At 41.0% G+C, this 271-nt stretch carries 1 rRNA gene; it reads left to right on the top strand.

The annotated features are described in order from the left end of the window. A 16S ribosomal RNA gene (locus ACDO57_RS23385) occupies positions 1-73 on the top strand; the annotation flags it as partial. Positions 74-271: the final 198 nt, after the last annotated feature.

The following is a 271-nucleotide window of genomic DNA, read 5'->3' as shown; positions in this document are numbered from 1 at the left end:
TTTGTGATTCATGACTGGGGTGAAGTCGTAACAAGGTAACCGTAGGGGAACCTGCGGTTGGATCACCTCCTTACCTTAAAGAACCTGCCTTTGTAGTGCTCACACAGATTGCCTGATGAATGATGAACTTCTGAATGTACTTTTGAGTGCATTAAGAAGTTTTGCTCTTTAAAAATCTGGATCAAGCTGAAAATTGAAACGACACATCTTTAAGGTGTGTTCGAGTCTCTCAAATTTTCGCAATCATGAAGTGAAACATCTTCGGGTTGTG

Origin of the sequence: Enterobacter cloacae complex sp. 2015409 (assembly GCF_041365315.1) — a bacterium.
GTDB lineage: Bacteria > Pseudomonadota > Gammaproteobacteria > Enterobacterales > Enterobacteriaceae > Enterobacter > Enterobacter pseudoroggenkampii.
This window is presented reverse-complemented; position numbering and strand designations above follow the sequence as displayed.